The 20673-nt window shown below is 61.8% G+C and carries 20 protein-coding genes; 15 read left to right on the forward strand and 5 right to left on the reverse strand.

Annotated features, from left to right (window positions below; all coding sequences use genetic code 11):
• The first annotated feature begins 7 nt into the window (after positions 1 to 7).
• The 8 genes from H8S62_RS06080 (at position 8) to H8S62_RS18670 (ending at position 9238) form a co-directional block, all read left to right on the forward strand.
• Positions 8 to 1147 carry an S-layer homology domain-containing protein gene (locus H8S62_RS06080; RefSeq protein ID WP_186918787.1) on the forward strand — a complete coding sequence of 380 codons (1140 nt, stop codon included), beginning with the start codon at positions 8 to 10 and terminating at the stop codon, positions 1145 to 1147.
• Positions 1148 to 1186: 39 nt separating this feature from the next.
• A complete protein-coding gene (gene aspS, locus H8S62_RS06085) occupies positions 1187 to 2980 on the forward strand; it encodes an aspartate--tRNA ligase (protein ID WP_186918788.1) in 1794 nt (597 codons plus the stop codon).
• Positions 2977 to 3279 (forward strand): DUF2087 domain-containing protein, encoded by a 303-nt coding sequence (locus H8S62_RS17970; protein WP_186918789.1) that lies wholly within the window; start codon positions 2977 to 2979, stop codon positions 3277 to 3279. Before aspS ends, H8S62_RS17970 begins: the two co-directional genes overlap by 4 nt.
• Before the next feature lie 113 nt (positions 3280 to 3392).
• On the forward strand, positions 3393 to 4211 hold the full coding sequence (locus H8S62_RS06095) for a tyrosine-protein phosphatase (protein ID WP_186918790.1): 819 nt from the start codon (positions 3393 to 3395) through the stop codon (positions 4209 to 4211).
• 765 nt (positions 4212 to 4976) lie between these two features.
• Positions 4977 to 6485, forward strand: coding sequence for an aminotransferase class I/II-fold pyridoxal phosphate-dependent enzyme (locus tag H8S62_RS06100; protein ID WP_186918791.1), 1509 nt, complete (start codon positions 4977 to 4979; stop codon positions 6483 to 6485).
• Positions 6482 to 6805 carry a cyclic-di-AMP receptor gene (locus H8S62_RS06105; RefSeq protein ID WP_155150620.1) on the forward strand — a complete coding sequence of 108 codons (324 nt, stop codon included), beginning with the start codon at positions 6482 to 6484 and terminating at the stop codon, positions 6803 to 6805. Before H8S62_RS06100 ends, H8S62_RS06105 begins: the two co-directional genes overlap by 4 nt.
• Positions 6806 to 7804 (forward strand): DNA polymerase III subunit, encoded by a 999-nt coding sequence (locus H8S62_RS06110; protein WP_186918792.1) that lies wholly within the window; start codon positions 6806 to 6808, stop codon positions 7802 to 7804.
• 108 nt (positions 7805 to 7912) lie between these two features.
• Entirely contained in the window at positions 7913 to 9238 is a 1326-nt protein-coding gene (locus tag H8S62_RS18670; RefSeq protein ID WP_186918793.1) for a PSP1 domain-containing protein, read from the forward strand.
• A 263-nt stretch (positions 9239 to 9501) separates the two neighbouring features.
• On the opposite strand, the gene jag is transcribed toward H8S62_RS18670, so the two are convergent.
• From jag to rpmH, 5 genes are all read right to left on the reverse strand, one after another.
• Complete coding sequence (gene jag / locus H8S62_RS06120) at positions 9502 to 10329, reverse strand: RNA-binding cell elongation regulator Jag/EloR (protein ID WP_186918794.1); 828 nt, start codon at positions 10327 to 10329, stop codon at positions 9502 to 9504.
• A 35-nt stretch (positions 10330 to 10364) separates the two neighbouring features.
• Positions 10365 to 11774, reverse strand: coding sequence for a YidC/Oxa1 family membrane protein insertase (locus H8S62_RS06125; protein WP_186918795.1), 1410 nt, complete (start codon positions 11772 to 11774; stop codon positions 10365 to 10367).
• 180 nt (positions 11775 to 11954) lie between these two features.
• Positions 11955 to 12173 (reverse strand): membrane protein insertion efficiency factor YidD, encoded by a 219-nt coding sequence (gene yidD, locus H8S62_RS06130; RefSeq protein ID WP_155150638.1) that lies wholly within the window; start codon positions 12171 to 12173, stop codon positions 11955 to 11957.
• Positions 12170 to 12523, reverse strand: a complete 354-nt coding sequence (rnpA, locus tag H8S62_RS06135) for a ribonuclease P protein component (RefSeq protein WP_155150641.1) — start codon at positions 12521 to 12523, stop codon at positions 12170 to 12172. The genes yidD and rnpA overlap by 4 nt, the downstream gene beginning before the upstream one ends.
• 282 nt (positions 12524 to 12805) lie before the next feature.
• Positions 12806 to 12940, reverse strand: a complete 135-nt coding sequence (gene rpmH / locus H8S62_RS06140; protein ID WP_006570963.1) for a 50S ribosomal protein L34 — start codon at positions 12938 to 12940, stop codon at positions 12806 to 12808.
• A gap of 426 nt (positions 12941 to 13366) precedes the next feature.
• Here rpmH and dnaA point away from each other — a divergent pair, with 426 nt between their 5' ends.
• The 7 genes from dnaA (at position 13367) to gyrB (ending at position 20635) form a co-directional block, all read left to right on the forward strand.
• Positions 13367 to 14683 carry a chromosomal replication initiator protein DnaA gene (gene dnaA / locus H8S62_RS06145; protein ID WP_186918796.1) on the forward strand — a complete coding sequence of 439 codons (1317 nt, stop codon included), beginning with the start codon at positions 13367 to 13369 and terminating at the stop codon, positions 14681 to 14683.
• A 317-nt stretch (positions 14684 to 15000) separates the two neighbouring features.
• Complete coding sequence (dnaN, locus tag H8S62_RS06150) at positions 15001 to 16113, forward strand: DNA polymerase III subunit beta (protein ID WP_186918797.1); 1113 nt, start codon at positions 15001 to 15003, stop codon at positions 16111 to 16113.
• A 75-nt stretch (positions 16114 to 16188) separates the two neighbouring features.
• Positions 16189 to 16401, forward strand: coding sequence for an RNA-binding S4 domain-containing protein (locus tag H8S62_RS06155; protein WP_155150646.1), 213 nt, complete (start codon positions 16189 to 16191; stop codon positions 16399 to 16401).
• Complete coding sequence (gene recF, locus H8S62_RS06160; protein ID WP_155150649.1) at positions 16398 to 17501, forward strand: DNA replication/repair protein RecF; 1104 nt, start codon at positions 16398 to 16400, stop codon at positions 17499 to 17501. The genes H8S62_RS06155 and recF overlap by 4 nt, the downstream gene beginning before the upstream one ends.
• 325 nt (positions 17502 to 17826) lie before the next feature.
• Positions 17827 to 18138 carry a Tat pathway signal protein gene (locus H8S62_RS06165; protein ID WP_155150652.1) on the forward strand — a complete coding sequence of 104 codons (312 nt, stop codon included), beginning with the start codon at positions 17827 to 17829 and terminating at the stop codon, positions 18136 to 18138.
• Positions 18139 to 18162: 24 nt separating this feature from the next.
• Entirely contained in the window at positions 18163 to 18432 is a 270-nt protein-coding gene (gene remB, locus H8S62_RS06170) for an extracellular matrix regulator RemB (RefSeq protein ID WP_155150656.1), read from the forward strand.
• Positions 18433 to 18682: 250 nt separating this feature from the next.
• On the forward strand, positions 18683 to 20635 hold the full coding sequence (gene gyrB, locus H8S62_RS06175) for a DNA topoisomerase (ATP-hydrolyzing) subunit B (RefSeq protein WP_155150659.1): 1953 nt from the start codon (positions 18683 to 18685) through the stop codon (positions 20633 to 20635).
• Positions 20636 to 20673: the final 38 nt, after the last annotated feature.

Here is a 20673-nt window from a genome sequence, read left to right on the forward strand (position 1 = left end):
ACTTGACATGAAACAGCGTTTCTTGTCCCTGGCGCTCACGCTGGCCCTCTGTCTGGGCCTGGCCGTCCCCACGCTGGCCGCAGAGGGGGACCTCTTTCCCGCCACCGGCACCATGCCCTCCCTCATCGACCTCTCTCCCGACGGCCCCGCCGCCGGCGAGTGGTACGACTACGAGAGCGTCAAGGTCTGCGTGGAGGCCGGTCTGCTGAAGGGCTCCGGCATGTGCTTCTATCCCGGCAATGACATCACCCTGGCCGAGCTCGCCACCGTGGCCGCCCGTATCTATGAGAAGACCAGCGGCCGGTCCCTCCCGGAGGAGGCCGAGGGCGACCCATGGTACGGCAACGGCGTCCGCGTGATGGAGGAGCTGGGCCTCCCCCTCCCCGCCGACCCTGTGGTCCCCGCCGACCGGGCCGATTTTGTGGCCATGCTGGGCGCCGTGCTGCCGGACGGCATGCTCTCCCCCATCAATTCCATCACCGCCCTGCCGGACACCGGCAGCGCCGACGTGCTGCGCTTTTATAACGCGGGCATTCTCACCGGCACGGACGACTCCGGCACTTTTGAGGGAGATAAGCGCCTCTCCCGGGCAGAGGCCGCAGCCATGATCGCCCGCATCGTCCGGCCCTCCCTCCGCAGACGCTTTACCCCGGCCGCTGCTGCGGACGGCATCCAGTTTGGCAAGATGGACCCCACTCTCCCCTTTACTCAGGCGCTCTACCAGCGTGACCCCCTCGTCTATCTGAACGAGGAGGAGTTTGCCACATTCTGCGTCCTGGCCGGCATTCCCCAGGAGACCGTCATGCTTACCTTCGACGGTTTGGACGCCGTCACCGCCCGGGAGTATATTCCCCTGCTCTATCAGGCCATCAGAAGCATTGAGCAGGACTATCTGGAGAACGGCTACGACCCCGAGGCCTTCTGGACCACCTCCTATGTCTGGTATTACCTGCCACGTGAGATGCCCCAGCACGTGAAGCAGGTGGCGGTCAACTACTGCACCACCGCGGCCCTCAAGGCTGAGGGCGTTACGGAAATCACCGCCGAGGACATGTACCAGTTTCAGGACGAACGCAACGCCACCCTCTCCCAGGCCGCAAAGGACCTGGACCCTCAGCTCTTCTACGAGGCTATCCTAAACAGTTAGTGATATATAAGACAAAGTATACAAACTGGAGTTGATTTTATGGACAACAACAAGACCTTTTTCCGCACCCGCACCTGCGGGGAGCTGCGTATGGAGCACGTGGGAGAGGCCGTCACCCTGGCGGGCTTCCTGGAGAATTTTCGCGAGGTGGGCGCCACCCTGGGCTTTGCCGTCCTCCGGGACTTCTACGGCACCACTCAGGTGGTGTGCGAGAGCGAGGAACTGGTGAAGACCTTTAAGACCCTCAACAAGGAGTCCACCGTCCAGGTCTCCGGCACCGTTCGGGAGCGGGACAGCAAGAATCCCAAGCTGCCCACCGGCGACATTGAGGTGGTCCCCGCGAAAATTGAAGTGCTGGGCCGCTGCCGCCACAACGAGCTGCCCTTCCCCGTGAACCGCAGCCGGGAGGCCGACGAGTCCCAGCGGCTCAAGTTCCGCTACCTGGATCTGCGCAACCCCGAGGTGAAGGACAATATTGTCCTGCGCTGCCAGGTGGTTTCCGCCCTGCGGCAGGCCATGACGGGCCACGGCTTCATGGAGATTACCACCCCCATCCTCACGGCATCCTCCCCCGAAGGCGCGCGGGATTACCTGGTGCCCAGCCGAAAGCATCCGGGCAAGTTCTACGCCCTGCCCCAGGCCCCCCAGCAGTTCAAGCAGCTGTTGATGGCCTCCGGGTTTGACAAGTACTTTCAGATTGCCCCCTGCTTCCGGGACGAAGACGCCCGGGGCGACCGCTCCCCCGGCGAATTCTACCAGCTGGACATGGAGATGGCCTTCGCCGGGCAGGAGGACGTCTTTGCCGTCCTGGAGGACGTGCTTCCCCCCATCTTTGCCAAGTACGGCAAGTACGGCGCCGCATCCTCCGCGCCCTTTCAGCGCATCTCCTTCCTGGACGCCATGGAGACCTACGGCTCCGACAAGCCCGATCTGCGCATCCGTCTGAAGCTCCAGGACGCCACGGCGGTTCTGGCCGGCTGCGGCTTCGCCCCCTTCGAGGGTCAGACCGTCAAGGCCGTTTGTGTTCCCGGCTTTGCCGCCACCCGCAAGCAGATCGACAAGCTCTGCGCCGACGTGGAGGTCCAGGCCGGGCAGAAGGTCTACTGGTTCCGCCTGGATGAGAACGGCGAGATCGTGGGCGGCATCGCCAAGTTCCTCCAGGAGTGCAAGGGCCAGGTCGTGGAGGCCCTGGGCCTCCAGCCCAATACCTTTGTGGGTCTCACCGCCGGAAAGAAGCTCACCGCCCAGAAGACCGGCGGCGTGCTCATCAAGCAGCTTGCCCCCCTGTGCCCCGGACATTTCGATAAGGAGCGGTACGAATTCTGCTGGATCGTGGACTTCCCCATGTACGAGATCGGCGAGGAGTCGGGCGAGCTGGAGTTCTGCCACAACCCCTTCTCCATGCCCAACGGCGGCGCTGAGATCCTGAAGAAAGCCGCGGCGGGCGAGGTGGACCCCCTCAGTATCACCGCGTTCCAGTACGATCTGGTCTGCAACGGCGTGGAGCTCTCCTCCGGCGCGGTGCGTAACCATGACCCCGAGATTATGATTGAGGCCTTCCAGCTCGTCCGCCTGGGCGAAGAGGACGTGAAGGCCAAGTTCCCCGCCATGTATAACGCCTTCACCTACGGCGCACCCCCCCACGCGGGCATCGCCCCGGGCGTGGATCGTATGGTCATGCTCCTGGCGGGAGAGGACTCTATCCGCGAGATCATCCCCTTCCCCATGAACAAGAACGCCCAGGACCTGATGATGGGCGCACCGGGAATCGTGGAGCAGAGGCAGCTTGACGAGCTGAACATCATGTGCACCAAGACCGGGGACGAGGTGTGACCGCCCCCGAGCTGAGCGCCCAGGAGAAGGAGCGCATCCTCCGGGGGGCGGTCTCCTCCCTGAGCCCCCTGCGGCTGAAGGTCCTGCCCTCCAAGACGGCCAAGAAGCTGGTCGTCCTGGAGGCGGTGGCCGAGCTCTTCTACCCCGGCGAGACATACACCCAGGCGGAGGTCAACGCACGCCTGGAGGAGATCTACCCCGACCCCGTCACCCTGCGGCGGGATCTCGTGGATTTCCATTTTCTCTGCCGCACCAGCGACGGCGCCCGCTACTGGCGCCCGGAACCAATGCAGAAATAAGCCCACTGTCCGGCGGGGCCGCCGATCCCCGCGGGTCTGCCTTTGGGGGCCGCCGACCCCGGCGGTACTGTGCGGCATTCCATATGACCGTCAAGAAAAAGGAGTGAGCTTTTATGGATACCCCTTCCCTCCCCCAGTCCATCCGCTTGGCTGGGGTGAGCAACGCCCGTGAGCTGGGCGGCTACGCCGCTCCGGACAACCAACACGTCAGGCGGGGCGTGCTGCTCCGCACCGCCCATCTCGCCGCCGCCACGGAGGAGGACCTGCGGCGGCTCACGGAGGAGTTCAGCTTGGGGTGTATCGTGGACTTCCGCACCACCGCCGAGTGGAGCAACCAGCCCGACAGGTCCGTGCCCGGCGCGGCCTATTACCATCTGCTGGTGGTGGACGAGAGCGACCCGGGCGGCTCCATCGCCCGGGACACCGCCCAGTTCCAGCGGGGGGACTACCACCAGGTCCTTCTGGACTTGGTGGCCAGCGGTCGTTACAACATCAATATCTATGTGGATATGCTCCTCTCCCCCTGGGGCCTGGAGGCCTACCGGGCCTTTTTTCGGCTGCTGCTGCGAAACGACGGCGGCCGCGCCCTCCTCTTTCACTGCACGGCGGGCAAGGACCGCACCGGCATCGCCGCCGCACTCCTCCTCTCCGCCCTGGGGGTGGGGAGAGAGACCGTGCTGGAGGACTTTGTGCTCACCAACCGCTATTTGACGGAGCAGATCTCCGCCGCGGTGGACGCCGTCCGGGCCAGGGGGGCCGACGATGAGGTCATCCGGCTGGTCCGGGGGCTGGCCGGTGTGGATCGTTCCTGCATGGAGACGCTGCTGGATACCCTGGATGAACGTTACGGCGGTGTGCCCGGCTTCCTCTCCGCCGAACTGGGCTTCTCTCAGGAGGAGCTGGCGCGCCTGCGGGAGCTCTATCTGGAGTGACGCAATGGATACGGTCCTGACTCTAGGTGGGTGCCGCGTTCTGCAGCGAAGTCCGCCGTTCCCTGTCCGGCAGGGCCTGCGTCAGCTCCTGCGCGCTTCCGCGTTCCCTGAGACAACTCCGCCGCCCCAACCCCTGAATTCATCGGTCCCGTCTTTTTTCTCCGTTTTCAGACTATTTTCAGGATTGTGGTTTATACTGACCTCAGCAAAACCCCCTGTGTCCACGGGCCTGGCGCACGCGGCAGGCGGCGGGCCCGTCTTCGTTTCACCTCCTTTTTCCTTCTGTCAAAGGACCGCCCTGACAGGGCGGTCCTTTGACGTTTTGGATTCCTCTCACACAATGCTGACTGGTTTTTTTCAATCCCTTGCTGGTTTTTGACCACCCTGTGCACACACTGTCTGCAGTCCGACAGAATGCTGAGGAGGAAACCACATTGAAACAGTCCTTGACCCATCACGCCATTGCGTCCCTGATGGCCGCAACCATAGCCGTCTCCACTTTGCCCGCGGGGCCGCCGGGGCGGACATCAGCCGCGGCGCGTTCGTCTCCGCCCTCTGGGAGCAGTCGGGCAAGGCGGCCGCCGCTGCCGCCCCCTTTATTGATGTGCACAGCGGGGAAAGAACCTATGCCGCCATCCTCTGGGCCGCTGAGACAGGCGTGGTGGCCGGCGTAAGAGGCCCGTCCCCCATAGGGGACGGGCCTCTTGTCGTTTTTCCGCAATTCTGATATACTATGGGAACATTTTGGTCCGGGAGGTAACGCCGATGGGCCCCACGCCGCTCTATGACGCACTGAAAAATTTTGCAGGTGAAGACCCTTTGCGGATGCATATGCCGGGTCACAAGGGAAAGGCCATGCCCGCCCCGGAATTCTCCCCCCTGGCGGCAATTGACTTTACGGAGCTGGGCCCCACCGGGGACCTCTTCTCCGGAGACGGTCCCATCCGGGAGGCGGAGGCCCTCTGGGCGCAGGCCCTTGGGATGTCCGGCTGTCTCTTCCTTACCGGGGGCAGCACTCAGGGGATGCTCTCCGCCCTGACCCTGGCATGCCGGCCGGGGGATACGCTTCTCCTGGACCGGGGGAGCCACCGCTCGGCCTACAACGCCCTCGCCCTTCTGGATCTGACTCCGGTCTATCTGAACCGGCCCTGGCTGGAGGGGGCCGGCGTCACCGGCCCAGTTTCTCCACATACGGTGGAGAAACTGCTGAAAACCCACCCGGAAATCAAAACGGTCTGTATAACCTCTCCCACTTATTACGGTGTATTATCAGATATTCCCACCCTGGCGGCTGTGGTCCATACACATGGCGGTACGCTGGTGGTGGATGCCGCCCACGGGGCGCATCTGCCTTTCCTGGGAAATGACGATCTCTCCACCGCCGATCTGGCGGTGGTCTCCGCCCATAAGACCCTCCCCGCCCTGGGGCAGGCTGCGCTTCTCCTTGCCGGGCGCGGAGAGACGGCTGCGGAACTTTGCTCCCGCCCCACAGGCGCTGGGGGCGGTCACCGCTTTTCCCACGCGGCCCTGCGGCGGGCGGCCTCCCTCTTCGGCAGCTCCAGCCCCTCCTATGTGCTGATGGCTTCCCTGGACCTGGCCCGGGCCTGGATGGAGGAGGAGGGCCGGGCGGCCTGCGAAAAGACCGCCCTGGCCGTCGCCGCTCTGCGGGGGCGCTTTCCATCCCTCACGGCGCTGGACGCCCCCCTGGACCCCTGCCGCCTGGTCCTGCGGTCAGCCGACGGCTTTGCCCTCCAATCCGCGCTGGAGGAGCAGGGCGTCTATGTGGAGATGGCCGACCGGGGTCATGTGGTGTGCATCCTCACCGCCGCCGACAGCGGCGCCGACCTTGCGCGGCTGGAGGACGCGCTGGCCCAAACTCTGGGCAGCCACCTGACACCGGAAGCGCAGGCACGTGCCTGCGCCGCTGCCGCCTTACCGCCCCCCCCTCCTCTGCCGGAGGCTGCCTTATCCCCGCGCGCGGCCCGCTTCGCTCCCTCGCAGCGCGTCCCGCTCCGCCGGGCGGAGGGTCGCACCGCGGCCTGCCAGATCGCGCCCTATCCGCCGGGTGTCCCGGTAATTGCTCCAGGTGAGCACGTGGGCAAAAAACATCTCGCATATTTACGCGAGATAGGTTATAATATGGAAGAAGTTATAGAGGTCGTCCGGCCCGCAGCGTGTGTGGCGGAGACGGACGGGCCCTTTCAAGCGTCCGGGCGCGCCGCTGAGGAGCTGAGCGCGCAGAAAGACGCAGGTTCTAAGGAGGGATTTTCATGAAACTGATCCTTGCCATCATCAACCACGACGACGCCAATGCCGTCACCCAGTCGCTGACCAAGAGCGGCTTCTCCTCCACCAAGCTGGCCACCACCGGCGGCTTCCTCATGGCGGGGAACGTCACCATTCTGGTGGGCGTGGACGAGGAAAAGGTCCAGACCGTCATCGATATCATCAAGGAGCAGTCCCACAGCCGTAAGCAGATGATCCCCACCACCACCGAGATGAGCTATGGGTACTACCCCAGTATGCCGGTGGAGGTCGTTGTGGGCGGCGCCACGATCTTTGTTGTGGATATCGAGCGGTTCGAGCGCGTCTAAATGGATCTCAGTCAGCTTGCGGGCAACGCTGCGCTGAAGCGGCAGCTGGAGGCCGAGTCGGCCCGGCGGGGCCTCTCCCACGCGTACATTCTCAGCGGCAGCGCCGGATCGGGGCGGAGGACTCTTGCCCGCGTCCTGGCCGCCGCCCTGGTCTGTGACGGGGCCGAGCCGGAGGCGCGGCCCTGTTTGGCCTGCTCCGGCTGCCGTAAGGTCCTGGCGGGCATCCACCCGGACGTGAACTACACCGGCACCGACGGGCGCGACATCACCGTGGCCCAGGTGCGCGCCCTGCGCTCCGACGCCTATATCCGTCCCAACGAGGCGGCCAGGAAGGTCTATGTGGTTATAAACGCCCAAACCATGAATCCCAGCGCCCAAAACGCCATGCTCAAGCTTTTGGAGGAGGGCCCGGCCTATGCGGCCTTCCTCCTCCTTACCGATAACGCCGCCGCTCTTTTGCAGACGGTTCGCTCCCGGTGCGAGACCCTCTCCCTCTCTCCCGTCACCCTATTGGAGGCGGAGGACTATCTTCTGCGCCGCTTTCCGGACAAGCCCGAAGCCGAGGTCCGCGCCGCGGCCGGGCGCTGCGAGGGCCTGATCGGCCGGGCGGTGGAGGAGCTCTCCGGCGCCGAGGCTGATGAGAGCCGGGCACGGGAGGGGGCCATCACCCTCCTGGAGCGCTTCGTGGGGGGGGACGAGCTTTCTCTGATGGAGTATGCCGTCTCTCTGGAGAAGTGGGACCGGGACTCCCTCTCCTCCCTCTTCGGCGAGACCGTCCTGCTGCTCCGCTCCGCCCTGGTGCTCCGCGCCGGGGGCGGCTGCGGCGAGACCGATCCCCAGCGGCTTTGCGTAGCACGGGAGGCCGCGGACAAGTGCTCCGCCAACATGCTCCTCTCCGCAGTGGATACCCTGGAGAAGCTGCGCGCCGCCACCCTCTACAACGCCGGCGCGGGACACCTGGCTGGGTGGCTCTGTGCGGCGCTCATGAGTGAAAAATGATCCGAGCACCGTAAAAACGGCGGTCTCTTCTCCCGCTTTTTTCCGCTGTCCGGCGCATCTCTTTTCTATTCATTTTTCATTCGTCATTTTTCACTTTTGGAGGTTACTATGACCGAAATCATCGGCGTCCGCTTCAAGAGCGGGGGCAAGGAATACTACTTCGACCCCAAGGGCGTGGCCGTCGAGCCCGGGCAGGGCGTTATTATCGAGACCTCCCGGGGTATTGAGTATGGTGAGTGCACCAAGCCCAACACCATGGTGGAGGACTCCGCCGTGGTCCAGCCCCTCCGCGCCCTGGTCCGCATCGCCACAGAAAAGGACCTGGAGACCGTGGCCAAAAACCGGGAGAAAGAGGAGAAGGCCTTCAAGGTCTGCCAGGAGAAGATTGCCGAACACAAGCTGGACATGAAGCTGGTGGAGGTGGAGTACAACTTCGAGGGAAATAAAATTCTCTTTTTCTTCACCAGCGAGGGCCGGGTGGATTTTCGCAGCCTGGTCAAGGATCTGGCCGGTATCTTCCACACCCGCATTGAGCTGCGCCAGATCGGCGTCCGGGACGAGGCCAAGATGCTGGGCGGCCTGGGCATCTGCGGAAAGCCCTTCTGCTGCTCCACCTTCCTGGAGGAGTTCCAGCCCGTCTCCATCAAGATGGCCAAAACCCAGTCCCTCTCCCTCAACCCCACCAAAATTTCCGGTACCTGCGGGCGGCTGATGTGCTGCCTCAAGTACGAACAGGACGCCTATGAGGACGCCGTAAAACGGATGCCCAAGCAGGAATCCTTTGTGGAGACCCCCGAGGGGGTGGGCACCGTCTCCCAGGTTAACCTCCTGCGCGAGCAGGTGAAGGTCCGCCTGGAGGAGGCCCCCGAGACCCCCCGCTGCTTCCACAACTGCGAAATCTGTGTGGTGCGCAACGGCAAGGGCAAGCGTCCCGAGGGCTATGTAGCCCCACCCCCGGAGGAACTTGCCAAGCTCCGCAAGGTCACGCCGCCCCCCGAGGACCCCGCCGCAGCGCTCCAGAGCCGTCTTGGCTCCACCCTGGCGGGGCTTGGTATGACCGCCCCCGCCGAGCCACAGGCGCGCCGGGAACATGGTGAGAACCGCCCACGGGGCGGCAGAGGCCGCGGCAGGGGCGGCAGCAAGCCTCCCGAGGCAACCAGAGAGGAGGCATCCGGCGAGCAGAAGCCCCGACAGGAGCGCCAGGAAAAGCCCCGACAGGAGCGGCCCAGAGGCGACAAGCCCCAGGCGCAGCCCAAACCCCAGAATCCGCCCAAGCCCAAGGCCGAAAAGGCCCCCCAACAGAGCGCCGGGGACCGGGCTCCCCAGGGCGAGGGCGAGTCCAAGCCGGGCGGCAGCCGCCACCGCCACCGCCGTTACCGCGGCAGGCCCAAGGGCGACGGCGGCAAGAGCGCTCCCCCTCCCGCCGGACAGTAATCCCCAGTGAAAAACCGCCCCCGGTCGTGGCACTTGTCCACATCCGGGGGCGGTTTTGTGGATTGGGGCGGCCGGCGATGCCTCTCTCGATTGAGCCGTCATACCTCTCGGGCGATCCGGCAAGCCGCTCCTTCGGGTCTTTGAACCCATGGTACTGTCGTATCACAGTTCCTTCCTGAGGAAGCTACACGCAGGTTTCTCCCCATTTTTTTCTCAAACTGTGGAAAAAGCGCGGGACATTTATGTCCCGCGCTTTTTTCCGTCTATTGCCCGCTCCGGTGCTCGCCGCGGCTGTAAGCCACCACGGTCCGGCGGTTGGGCTCGGTGCCGGTGGAATAGGTGGTCACGTCCGGATAATCCTGGAGGGCGGTGTGAATCACATGGCGCTCATAGGCGTTCATGGGCTCCAGCGTGACGTTCCGGCGGTACTTGACCACCTTCCCCGCCACCTTCACTGCCAGGCGCTCCAGGGACTCCTCCCGCTTGGAGCGGTAGCCCTCCGCGTCCACATGAATACGCACCCGCTTGGCGGCCCCGTGGTTCACGGCGTAGTTGGTGATCTGCTGGATGGCGTCCAGGGTCTCACCCCGGCGGCCGATGAGGCTGCCCAGGTGCTCCCCCAGCAGCTCCACCTCGTAGGTGTTCTCCTCCCCCTTGCGGATGGAGGGCACTGCCTGGGCGCCCATATGGGCAAGCAGTCCGGTGAGGAACCGCGCGATCTGGGCGGCCTTCTCGTCGTCTTCCGGCATGACGGCCTCTGCGGGGGCGGCGGGCTTCTCCGCGGCAGGGGCGGACGCTTCCGTCTTGGGTACCTCTGCGGGGGCGGGCTTCACCCTCTCCCGTCCGGATGCCTCGCGCTCCGTACGGACAGGCTCCTTCACGGGGGCGGCGGCTACGACGGCCTCCTCCTCGTCGGGCGCCTCATAGGTGACCTTCACCTTGGCGGGGCTGCCGCCGATGCCCAGGAAGCCGGTCTTGGCCCGCTCCAGGACCTCCACGGAAACGTCGTCCCGGTCCATGCCCAGCTTTTTAAGGGCGGCCTCAATGGCGTACTCCTCCGTGCGGCCGGTGCTCTCGATATATTTCAGCATGAGCTGTATCACTCCTTACATCTGGCGTACAGGAATCAGTCCTTGTTCTCGTCGTCGCTATCGCCGTCATAGTCGGGCGTGTCGTACTCGGGCGCGTCATAGGAGGGTGTCTCGAAGTCGCCGTCCTCCCCGGCCGCAGCGCCCTGCTCCTCCAGAATCTCCTCTACGATCATATCGTCGGCGGCCTTCTCCAGCGCCACCTGCTCCAGCTCGTCGGACTCCTTCTCAAATTCTTTGGCCATCCCCGTCTTCTCCGTCTGGACGCCGCCAGGCGCCTCGTAGGGGGTCGGTCCGTCGCTGCTGTAGCGGTAGGGGTCGTAGTTGCGTCCGCGGGCGTAGGCGCGTATGCCGACGCGGCTGGCCTCCTTTACGCTGGCGGGGATCCTGTCGTCCTCTGGGTCCTTCTTCTTGGCTGCGGGCTTCTTCTTGCCCTTGTTCTGTTTGGCCTCCTCTATCCGGCGGGCGCGCTCTGCGCGCTCCTCCTCCTTTTGGCGGCGCTCTTCTTCCTTCTCCTCGGCCTCGCGTCGGGCAGCCTCCTCGGCGGCCTTCTCGTAGTCCTTCTTCAGCATCTTGCTGGCGAGGAACTCCTGAAGCATGGAGAGAAGGTTCTGGGCAATCCAGTACACACACAGGCCGGCAGGCATGACAAAGCCGATGTAGAGGGACATCAGGGGCGAGACAATCAGCATCATCTTGCTGGTGGAGTTGTTGGCCGCCTGGGCGCTCTGCTGGTTCACGGCGTTGGTCTTCATGGAGATCATGGAGAACAGGAAGCCGGTGGCCGCGGAGATCACGGGCAGCAGGAACAGGCCGAAGCCGCCGGCCACGGTCCAGAACTTAAGCTGGGGGGTGGCGGCCAGGTTCAGACCCAGAAAGTCAAAATTGACGGCGAAAAGGCTCTTGGCCGCGTCGCCCACGGCCGCCTGGACGGCGGCCACGTTTTCGTTTGTGATGAGGGACGCCAGGTAGAGCTGGTTGTAGCCCGCGTTGCTGTAAGCGGCGGCCTCCTTGATCCAGCCCATATTCTGGGCCACGGTCTCCCAGTTCAGGGCGCCGGCGATCTGATTAATGACGTCGGGGCTCAGGTTCATCATATAGGTCAGGGGCTGGCGGATAATGGCGTACAGGGGCAGCAGGATCAGCAGCGGAATGAACGACCAGAGGCAGCCGCTCATGGGGTTGACCTTCTCCTTTTCGTAGAGCTTCTGCACCTCAAGGTTGTATTTTTCCTTGTTGTTGCCATACATTTTCTGGAGCTTCTGCATCTTTCCAGACATCATGTTCATCTGGATCATGCTCCGCTTGCCCTTCAGGGAAAAGGGAAACAGGATTAGCTTGACCAGAACGGCGAACAAAATCAGCGCGATGCCGTAGTTGTGAAAAAAGTTGTAAAACAGCATCAGAATCCATACGAAGGGAGTCAAAACAAGCTGTAAGCCTTGCATTTAGGAGCCTCCAAGTTATTGATAAGTGAACGGTAAACGGCAAAAAATGAAAAAGCCTTTTTCCCGGCTGGTGCCCTTTGCGCCTATCCAGATGCATTCAGCCCGCAGCATACGGCGTTTTCGGTCATTGTCTCTCTTCTCTTCCGCAGTCAGCCGCTTTTTCATTTTTCTTTTTCACCCTTATGGAACTGGATCATATTCAATGGATTTCTGCCGATGAAACGGCTGGCACTTGGCAATCCGCTTCAGCGCCAGTGCGCCGCCCCTGAACGCGCCGTATTTCTCCACCGCCTCCAGGGCATAGGCCGAGCAGGTGGGGATAAAACGGCAGCAGGGCGGTCTCGCCGGGGAGATATGGGTGCGGTATGCGCGGATCAACAGGAGCAAAAGGCGTTTCATGCCTGCTCCCCCCCGGGCAGCAGCAGCCCCAGCTTGTCCGCCGTCTGGAGAAATTGCCGCTCCAGCTCACGGTAGCGGCTGTGTCCGGCGCGGACCCGGGCCACCACGACGATATCATACCCGGTGCGAATCCCCGCCTCGTTGGTGCGGTAGACCTCCCTCAAGCGGCGGCGGATCCGGTTGCGCACCACCGCGTTCCCCAGCTTGGTCCCCGTCGTAAAGCCAATACGGTTGATTCCAAATCGGTTTTTGCGGCAGTAGATTGCCATACTGGGCGCGACGGCGCTCTTCCCTTTCGCGTACAGGCGCCGGAACTCGTGATTTTGTTTGAGTGTGACGGTGTGTTCCATGGAGCGCCCTTTCTTTTGTATGAGGGATGGGAAAAGCCCCCCTTTTGAGGGGAGGTGAGACGGCTGCCCCTTTTTAAAGGGGTCTAGACAGATGAGGGCCCTTCGACCGTTTCTTCGCCCCCGTAACGGGCGTTCAGCCCTGCAGGGAACATGGGGGGTTGAGACAGGCGCTTTCCCGCAGGGTGTTCCTACTGCGGCGTTCTTTGCCCCGACGATGCTACGCAGGGGCGGAAGGAATGCTCCCCCGCCCCTCAAAAAGCCCTTATTTGGTTGCCGCCTCCATTAGTGGGTCAGACGGGCGCGGCCCTTCGCACGGCGGCGGGCCAGAACCTTGCGGCCGTTGGCAGTGCGCATCCGCTTACGGAAACCGTGCTCCTTGGAACGCTGGCGCTTCTTGGGCTGATAGGTACGAACCATGATTGTACACCTCCTGTTCGTTTCAAGCGGGCCCACCCGGGCCCCTCACCACAACGGCCCCTTGCGTTGCATCTGATAACTGCCGTCTCATCGGACGGCGGCGCTTTTCGTCATTGCGCCTATTCTTCAGATACCCCGCATGCGGCCGCGGTCGTCAAACGATTATGCCTTACACCCAAATGGGTATAATGGCGCATTGGGTATTATACAGGATAAACAAAAGCCCTGTCAACCACATTTTTTGATGGGTTTTCCACAATCTTTTCCCGAAATGACGTCGCTATACAACATCTTGTACCATATATTTTTCAAAACACAAAAATAGCTTATTATTTAATAAGGTATCTGTGGAAAACCGTTGCCTGATCACCGCTTTTTTGATATAATATTTTGGATACCTTATTTGCGAAAAAGGGGGACAAGAGCGTGAATTCACCGGCCGATATATGGGCCAAAGTCCTCTCCCTGATGGAGGCGGATATGACCGCCACGGCCATCAACACCTGGTTTGACGACTGCACCGCCGTCGCCCTGGAAGAGGACCGCTTTATTATCCACTCACCTACCAACTTCAAGCGGGACATCATTGAAAAGCGCTATCTGCCCACCATTCAGAAGGCGCTGTTTGAGCTCTTCGCCTGCGAGTTCAAAGTTGAGGTTCTGGGCGAGGGGGAGCTGGAGAGCTTCACCGTCAAACCCCAGGACACCTCCTTCCTGCCGGGGACCGAGGACTACACCTTCGACCGCTTTGTGGTCGGCTCCTCCAACAAATTTGCCCACGCGGCGGCCCTGGCGGTGGCGGAACACCCCGCCCACAGCTATAACCCCCTCTTTATCTACGGGGAGTCCGGCCTGGGTAAGACCCACCTTCTCTACGCCATCGCCCACAAGATCCACGCCGCCCATCCCGACTTCCGGGTGGTCTACATCAAGGGTGACAACTTCACCAATGAGCTGGTCCAAGCCATCCGGGAGGGCAGAAACCAGGAATTTCGGGAGAAGTTCCGCTCCGCCGACGTGTTTCTCATGGACGACGTGCAGTTTATCGCCGGGCGCGAGAGCAGCCAGGAGGAAATGTTCCATACCTTTAACACCCTCTATGAGGCGGGCCGCCAGATCGTCTTCACTGCCGACCGTCCTCCCAAAGAGATGATGCGGCTGGACGACCGGCTGAAGACCCGCTTCGAGTGGGGACTCCCCGTGGATATCCAGCCGCCCGACTACGAGACTCGGGTGGCCATCATCAAGAACAAGGCCATCCGCCGCGGCATGAATCTCCCTGACCCGGTTCTGCGCTACATCGCGGACAACATTACCTCCAACGTGAGGCAGATTGAGGGCACCGTCAATAAAATTCTCGCCTTTCAGGAGCTGATGGGCGAGAGCGTGGACGTGGAGACCGTCACCAGGGCGGTACGGGATATGTTTAAGGAGAAGGCGGAGTTTCTTCCCTCCTCCGACGTCATTATCGAAGAGGTCTGTAAGTTCTATAACATCGAGAACGACGCCCTCCGGGGCCAGGGCCGCACCAAGGACACCGCCCTCGCCCGCCAGATAGCCATGTACCTTATCCGCCGCATGACCTCCCTCTCCCTCAAGGAGATCGGGCGGGAGTTCGAGGGACGGGACCACACCACCGTTATGCACTCCATTGAGCGGGTGGAGAACCTGATGAAGACCAACCCGGAGATTGCAGAGATTATCAAGGATCTCAACGCCAACATCAACGCCCGCTACGAATAGGCCTCTCCCTACTCACCCAGGTAAACCGTCAGACCCCCCCTGACATGCCCGAAGCTATTACAATCTGTATAGAAGATCTCCACCGCTTTTTGTGGATAAGTGGAAACGGCTTTGTGGACAAGTAGTTCCAACCTCCTCACAGTGTGTATAATGATCTTTTTTGTACACATACCCTGTGGACGTGGTATCCCCTGGCGCTCTAGGCTCAGCGGCATTTGTCCACATTATTTCCGCCTACTACGATCACTACGAAATAATAATCCCTTACCTCTCCTTCTTGCGTAGAGGATTTTGACAGAGAAAGGTCGGTGTTCTATATGAAATTTTCCTGTGAGAAAGCCCTGCTGCAGTCAGCCATCTCTACCGCCAGCCGGGCAGTCTCCCCTAAAAGCTCCATCCCCGCACTGGAAGGCATTCTTCTGGAGGCGCAGAGCGAACTGCGCCTGACCGGCTACAACCTGGAGACGGGTATCCGCACCATCGTCCCCGCCGATATTCAGGAAAGCGGTTCGCTGGTTCTGGGCGCCCGTCTCTTTGGCGACATTATCCGCAAGCTGCCCGACGACATTGTGGTCTTTTCCTCTGAAAACTATACGGTCAACATCAAGTGCGGCATGAGTGAATTCAACATTCTGGGCACCGATCCCGAGGAATTTCCGGAACTTCCCACCGTGGAGTATCAGAACTCCCTGGAGATGAGCCAGGAGAAGCTAAAATCCATGATCTCCCAGACCCTCTTTGCCGTCAGCGACAACGAGAGCCGGCCCATCCATACCGGCTCCCTCTTCGAGGTGGAGGGACAGGGCCTGACCATTGTCTCCGTCGACGGTTACCGCCTGGCCCTGCGCCACGAGGAGATCGACAAAAAGGAGGGCGCCGACGCCTTCTCCTTTGTCGTTCCCGGCGCGGCCCTCTCCGAGGTGGAGAAGATCTGCGACCACGTGGACGAGGCCGCCTCCGTCACACAGGGCGCCCGCCACGTCATGTTTAAAGTGGGCGACACCATGCTGGTGGCCCGCAGGCTGGAGGGCGAGTTTCTGGCCTATCGTCAGGCCGTGCCCCGCAACAACCCCATCAGGATTGAGGGCGATACACGCAGCCTGATTGCCTCCATTGACCGCGTGTCCCTTATCATCAGCGATAAGCTCAAGAGCCCCCTGCGATGCGTCTTCGAGGAAAATCTCCTGAAGATCTCCACCCGCACCGCCATCGGCGACGCCCGGGACGAGTGCGCCGTTGACGGCGATGGCGGCGGCCTGGAGATCGGCTTTAACAACAAATATCTGATGGACGCGCTCAAGGCGGCGCCGGCCGACCGGGTCCGTCTGGAACTCTCCACCGGGGTGTCCCCCTGTGTCATTCTGCCGGACGACGACAGTGAAAACTTCCTCTATATGGTCCTGCCCGTGCGGCTGAAAGCCGGGGATTAAGCCGCGCCCGGAATACTATGCTGATTGCGGCAGCAACGGGCCCTATACCCGGAACGGGCCGGGAAAGGATGTCTTATGCAAGAAGAAATTATTCATATCACCACTGAGTTCATTAAGCTGGAAGGGCTTTTAAAGTTTGCCGGTGTGGTGGAGACCGGCGGCGAGGCCAAGCTTGCCATACAGCAGGGCGACGTATCCGTCAATGGCGAGGTCTGCACCATGCGTGGAAAGAAAATTCGCCCCGGCGATGTGGTGACCCTTCCCGATATCAAGCTGTCTGTCCAATGATAGTCAAAGGGATCGAGCTGGACTTCTTCCGCAACTACCTCCATATGGACGCCAAATTCTCCCCGGAGCTGAACGTCATCTGTGGGGAGAACGCGCAGGGGAAAACCAATCTGCTGGAGGCCGTCGCCTATCTCTCCACAGCCTCCTCCCACCGGGCCAGGTACGATAAGGAGCTCATCCAGTTTGGCGTGGACAGCGCCTTTATCAAGGGCGAGCTTCTCTCTCGGGACCGGGACTTTACCCTGGAAGCCCGGCTCTCCCGGAATGCCCGTAAGCAGCTCTTTTCCAACGGCGTCCGTCTCAAGACAGCCGGGGAGCTGGCGGGTGTGCTGAATACGGTGCTCTTCTGCCCGGAGGATCTCTATCTCATCCGTGAGGGCGCCGTGGAGCGCAGGCGCTTTTTGGACAGCTGCATCTGCCAGCTCCGGCCCCGCTATGCCGCCGCCCTGGCCGAGTACCGCAAGCTCTACGACCAGAAAACCCGCATTTTGCGGGACTGGGAGGAGAAGCCATCCCTGCTGGAAACGCTGGATGACTTCAATCTTCGTATGGCCCAGACGGGGGCTGTATTGATCCACTACCGGGCCCATTTTATCCGCAAGCTGCGGGAATACGCCCCCCCTATCCACCGGGAGTTTTCAGGCGGGCGGGAGATCTTGGCCCTGCGCTATGAGACGGTGAAGACGGTCGTTGACCCGGAGGCGAGCCCCAAGGAGATCTTCCCACAGCTTTTAGACCATCAGGAGAGTCACCGGCAGGCGGAGCTGGACGCCCGGCAATGTCTCTCAGGCCCCCATAAGGACGACCTGACGGTGGAGCTGGACGGCATGAGCGCCAAGCAGTTCGCCTCCCAGGGGCAGACCCGTACCGCCGCCCTCTCGCTGAAGCTGGGCAGCCGGGAGATCTTTTTTCACGATACCGGAGAGTGGCCCGTTCTCCTCCTGGACGACGTGCTCTCCGAGCTGGATGCCCGCCGCCAGGCGTTTGTTCTGGGGCATATCAACGGCGGACAGGTGTTTATTACCTGCTGTGAGGACGAGAAGCTGGAGGGGCTGGGCCGGGAGAAGGTCTTCCGCATTCACGCCGGCCGGCTGGTATAGCGGCGCGCCGCGTTTCGGTGCGCTGTAAGGGAGGGTAGCCGCTCTTGGCTCTGTTTCTGCCGACTTTTGTGGTGTTTGTTGTTTTTTGGCGCTCAGTTTGCCTGTATGGAGTCGTCCAAGCGGACGGGGCAGGGTTTTCTCCCGGGCGGCGTGGTGGCTCTGCTGGGTCTTTGCTATCTTGCATGCGCCGACTTCAGTCCTATACACAGTCTGGGCCCGTTGATACTCGGCGTTCTGTTTTTATTCCTGCGGCTTTGGGCGTTCTCCTGGGTCTGCTGGCGTGGTGACTGGCGAGGGGGAGAGGCCCTGAATGAGGTAATGATTTATGCCTGTGATTCTTGCACTGTGTCTGCTCCCAGTCCTGCTGGGGGCTGTCTGCGAATATGCCGTCTGCCGATTTACCAAGCGCCGCCCCTGGCGCTGGGCGCTGCCCCTGACCGCCCTGGCCGGGACGGTCATTGTGTTTCTGGTCCGCTACCACGGCTGGTCCGCCGACGTGGCCCACGGCGGCAGCGCGCCTATAGAGACGCTGCTCTTCATCCCCGGTCTTCCCGCTGCGCTCCTCTTCCTGGGACTGTTCATCGGCTACCGCCTCTGGCGGCGGGTCTGGCGGCCCAGGGTGATTGACGAAAAATAGCGACGGTAAAGGACGATTATTATTATGTATCTGCATCTGGGCCAGTCCGTGGTTGTTCCCTACCGCGACGTCATAGGTCTCTTTGACATGGACAACACCACCTCCTCCCACCTGACGCGCAGATTTTTAGAGCGCTCTGAGAAGGAGGGTAGGCTGGAGATGGTGGGGGACGATATCCCCAAAGCCTTTGTCCTGTGCGGCAGGCAGGGGGAGAAAACACGAATTTACCTCTCCCAGCTCTCCACCGCCACCCTGAAGGGACGGGCGGAGGATAATCAATTTACCCTGGATTAGATACGGCGGGCGGAAAGAAAACGCTGCGCCCAATATGGAAACGAGAACTGCGGGCGCCCAATGGGCGCCCCTACATGGACCCGGGCCCAGTTCGGGCTACCGTTTAAACCGAACGGTTTTACGGGAAGGAGAGGGGCAGGGACGCGCAGAGGGAAGCGCCTGAACGGGCAAAAAACTGCGCGGACGCTGCACCCGAGATGTGGGAGCGGCCATTGGTCGCCCGCGACCAAAGTGATTCGGAGGTTAACTTATGTCTGACGAGTTAGAACTGGAACAAAACAGCACCCAGGTGGAGCATGAGTACGGCGGCAGCGAGATTCAGGTCCTGGAGGGCCTGGAGGCGGTGCGCAAGCGCCCCGGTATGTACATCGGCTCCACCTCCTCCTCCGGTCTCCACCACCTGGTGTACGAGATCGTGGACAACGCCATCGACGAGGCGCTGGCCGGGCACTGCGACGAGATTAACGTCATCATCAGAGAGGGCGACATCATCACCGTAACGGACAACGGGCGAGGCATACCCGTGGACGTACAGCCGCAGACCGGCCTTCCCGCCCTGGAGGTGGTCTTTACCATCCTGCATGCCGGCGGCAAATTCGGCGGCGGGGGCTATAAGGTCTCCGGCGGCCTCCACGGCGTGGGCGCCAGCGTGGTCAACGCCCTCAGCGAGTGGCTGGAGGTCCAGGTCCATAAGGACGGAAAAATTTACGAGATGAAGTTTGCCCGGGGCAAGGTGACCCAGCCCATCACCGTGGTGGGAGATACCGACAAGCACGGCACCACCGTCTCCTTTAAGCCCGACCCAGAGATGTTCACCGACACCACGGTGTACGACTATGATATCCTCCACACCCGTATGCGGGAGGAGGCCTTTCTGAACGCCGGCCTGCGCATCCACACCATTGACGAGCGCGCGGGACAGGAGCAGCACGACGATATGTGCTATGAGGGCGGTATCCGGGAGTTCGTCACATACATCAACCGCAATAAGACGGCCCTCCACGAGGACGTCATCTATATGTCCGGCCAGAAGGGGGACTCCATCGCGGAGGTGGCCTTCCAGTATAACGACAGCTACAACGAGATTATACTCTCCTTTGCCAATAATGTGCACACCCCCGAGGGAGGCATGCACGAGGAGGGCTTCAAGCGGGCGCTGACCACCACGCTCAACGCGTACGGCCTTAAAAAGGGCATACTCAAGGGCGACGACAAGGTCACCGGCGAGGACTGCAGAGAGGGACTCTCGTGCATTATCTCCGTCAAGCTGACCGACGCTCAGTTTGAGGGCCAGACCAAGGCCAAGCTGGGCAACAGCGAGATCCGCACCCTCGTCAACGCCGTGGTGTCGGAAAAGCTGGAGGAGTTTCTGGAGGAGCACCCGGCGGTGGGAAAGGTCATCCTGGAGAAGGCAATGACCGCCAACCGCGCCCGGGAGGCCGCCCGCCGCGCCCGGGAGAACATCCGCCGCAAGAATGCCCTGGAGGGTGCCACCCTCCCCGGCAAGCTGGCAGACTGCTATGAGCGGGACGCATCCCTCACTGAAATCTACATCGTCGAGGGCGACAGCGCCGGCGGCTCCGCCAAGCAGGGCCGGGACTCCCGCTTCCAGGCCATTCTGCCACTCTGGGGCAAGATGCTCAACGTGGAAAAGGCCAGAGCCGACAAGGTGTACGGCAACGACAAGCTCACCCCCGTCATTACCGCGCTGGGCGCGGGCATCGGCGACGAGTTCGACGCGGAGAAGCTGCGCTACCACAAGGTCATCATTATGGCCGATGCCGACGTCGACGGATCCCATATCCGCACACTGCTGCTCACCTTCTTTTTCCGCTTTATGCGGCCCCTGATTGAGCACGGATACGTCTACGCCGCCGTACCCCCCCTCTACAAGCTGACCCGGGGCAAGCAGAGCCGGGTCGCCTTCTCCGACCCGGAGCGGGATGCCATATCCGCCGAGATGCGGGGCGACAACCCCAACGCCAAAATCGATATCAGCCGCTTCAAGGGCCTGGGCGAGATGGACGACCACGAGCTCTGGGAGACCACCATGAATCCCGAGACCCGCACCCTCAAGCGAATCACCATGGAGGACGCAGTCCAGGCCGACGCCATCTTTACCCTGCTCATGGGCGAGAAGGTGGAGCCCCGGCGGGAGTATATCGAACAAAATGCCTTCCGCGCGGTGAATCTGGATTACTAATGCGCATCAAACGATTCCTTCCGCCGTTTGATAAGCAG

It is taken from the genome of Lawsonibacter faecis, from assembly GCF_014287675.1.
Lineage (GTDB): Bacteria > Bacillota > Clostridia > Oscillospirales > Oscillospiraceae > Pseudoflavonifractor > Pseudoflavonifractor faecis.